The organism is Asaia sp. W19 (assembly GCF_003994335.1).
In the GTDB taxonomy this organism is placed as follows: Bacteria; Pseudomonadota; Alphaproteobacteria; order Acetobacterales; family Acetobacteraceae; genus Asaia.
The window spans coordinates 1-2,622 of the sequence record NZ_PNQZ01000164.1; the positions used below are offsets into that span (position 1 = coordinate 1).

Consider the following 2,622-nt stretch of genomic DNA (forward strand, 5'->3'; position numbering starts at 1 on the left):
CAAATTGTCATCAGTCGGGCGGAACGGTCCCGAAAGTCTCCAGATCAAAAGACCGGCATCTGGCGGCCTCGGGTGGTGCGCCGAGGCGTGGGGAAGGGGGTGCTGGCGTTCCTCAGGGCGGGTAAACGCGGGCGATTACGATCATGACAGTCTCCCAGGCGGGGCTTTGCCGATGCGCGCGACACGATGGCGGGGCGTGACCGCAAAAAATCATGCAAATTTTCGTGTAGTCGAGCAGTCGTGAAGGGTTTGACTCTAGCACAATGTGGGCAATGGGCGTCTTATGCGCAACGCAATGTATTGCCGGGCCGGTAGGTTTCAGTTTGGTGTCAATGCTGTCGGGATTTTGAGGCAATATGTGCGGTGCAGCGGAACATCGTCCCGTGAAGGGCGTATGGTTATCGTGTTTCGGTGAGGGTCTTCCCCATGGCGTGCCATGCGAGGTGAGGACGGTCACGAACTCTGCATGGCGATCTGTGCGAAAAGGTTCCCCGACGGGGTTGTCTCAGGCAAGAAACCGGTCTTGAACATTGGCGTCTGTCCGGCTGATGGTTTTCCATCGCAGAGAGTTAATTCGGAGGTCCATTTTTGATGCGTTCTTTAAGCAACCCGTCCGCGTTCGACGCGGAAACCGGTGGAGCGGCCGGCGCCAGTGTCTCTGACATCGCGCAGCTGAGCATCAACACCATCCGCACCCTGTCGATGGATGGTGTGGAAAAGGCCGATTCAGGCCATCCGGGAACGGCCATGGCGCTGGCTCCTGTCATGTACACCCTCTGGCAGAACGACCTGAAATACGATCCGGCCAATCCGCTCTGGCCTGGCCGTGACCGTTTCGTCCTGTCCGTCGGCCATGCGTCGATGCTGCTGTATTCGACAATCTACCTGACCGGCATTCGCGATGTCGTGAAGGACAAGGTCCTCGACAGCCCGTCCCTGACGCTTGAAGACCTCAAGCAGTTCCGTCAGCTGAATTCCAAGACGCCCGGTCACCCGGAATTCCGTCACACATCTGGCGTCGAGACCACCACGGGCCCGCTGGGTCAGGGCTGTGGCAACTCCGTCGGTATGGCGATGGCCGAGAAGTATCTCGCCGCCCATTACAACCGTCCCGGTTTCGACCTGTTCGACTACCACACCTATGTGTTTTGTGGTGACGGCGACATGATGGAAGGCGTTTCGTCCGAAGCGGCTTCGATGGCGGGTCATCTCGGTCTTGGCAACCTGATCTGGCTGTATGACTCGAACCAGATTTCGATCGAGGGCTCGACCGACCTGGCCTTCACGGAAAACGTGGCGGAGCGCTTCCGCGCCTATAAGTGGCATGTCGTGACCGTCAATGACGTCAATGACACGGCTGCTGTTGGCAAGGCGCTTGAGGAAGCCCGTTCGGTCAAGGATCGTCCGAGCCTGATCGTCATGCACACGGTCATCGGCTTCGGTGCGCCCAAGAAGGCTGGCACGGCCTCGGCCCATGGCGAGCCGCTGGGTGAGGAAGAGATCGCCGGTGCCAAGAAGGCCTATCACTGGCCCTGGACCGACGCATTCCACGTGCCGGAGGGTGTTCTGGAGCATTTCCAGGAAGGACTGGGCAAACGCGGCGCCAAGGCCAGCGCTGACTGGTATGCCCTGTTCGATCGCTACACCAATGAATATCCGAAAGAAGCCGCCGAGCTGCGCGCGATCTTCGAGCGTCGCCTGCCGGAAGGCTGGGACAAGGATATTCCGGTTTGGGAAGCCGACGCCAAGGGCGTTGCCTCGCGCGCCAGCTCGGGCAAGCTGATCAACGCCGTCGCCAAGAACATCCCCTGGATGATCGGTGGTTCGGCTGACCTTTCGCCCTCGACCAAGACGAACCTGACCTTTGACGGCGCTGGTTCGTTCCAGCCGCCTCAGTGGGGTGGCACCTATGGCGGCCGCAACGTCCATTTCGGCATCCGCGAACACGCCATGGGATCGATCTGCAACGGTATGGCGCTGGCTGGCCTGCGCTCCTACGGTTCGGGCTTCCTGATCTTCTCGGATTACATGAAGGCCCCGATCCGTCTGTCGGCTCTCATGGAGCTGCCGGTCATCTACATCTTTACCCATGATTCCATCGGTGTTGGTGAAGACGGTCCGACGCATCAGCCGATCGAACAGCTGGCTCAGCTGCGCGCCACCCCCGGCATCATGACCATTCGTCCCGGCGATGCCAACGAAGTGTCTGAAGCCTGGCGCACCCTGATCCCGCAGACGCACAAGCCTGCGGTGCTCATTCTGAGCCGCCAGAACCTGCCGACGCTGGATCGCAGCAAGTATGCTTCCGCCGCTGGTGTAGCGAAGGGTGCTTATGTCCTAGCTAGCTGTGAAGGCAAGCCTGACGTGATCCTGATGGCTTCGGGTTCGGAAGTCTCGCTGGTGGTCGACGCTTACGAAAAGCTGACCGCCGAGGGGATCAAGGCCCGCGTGGTTTCCTTCCCGTCCTTCGACCTGTTCGAAGAGCAGGACCAGGCCTACAAGGACAGTGTGCTGCCGCCGGACGTCAAGGGACGTGTGGCTGTCGAGCAGGCTGCTGCTTTCGGCTGGGATCGTTACACCGGCATCGGCGGTTCGATCATTGCGGTGAACAGCTTTTGCGCC

1 protein-coding gene is annotated in these 2,622 nt (G+C 60.1%); it reads left to right on the forward strand.

The features are described from left to right. Positions 1 to 591 precede the first annotated feature (591 nt). On the forward strand, positions 592 to 2,622 hold a 2,031-nt coding region (gene tkt, locus C0V97_RS17635; protein WP_127103731.1), incomplete at its 3' end, for a transketolase.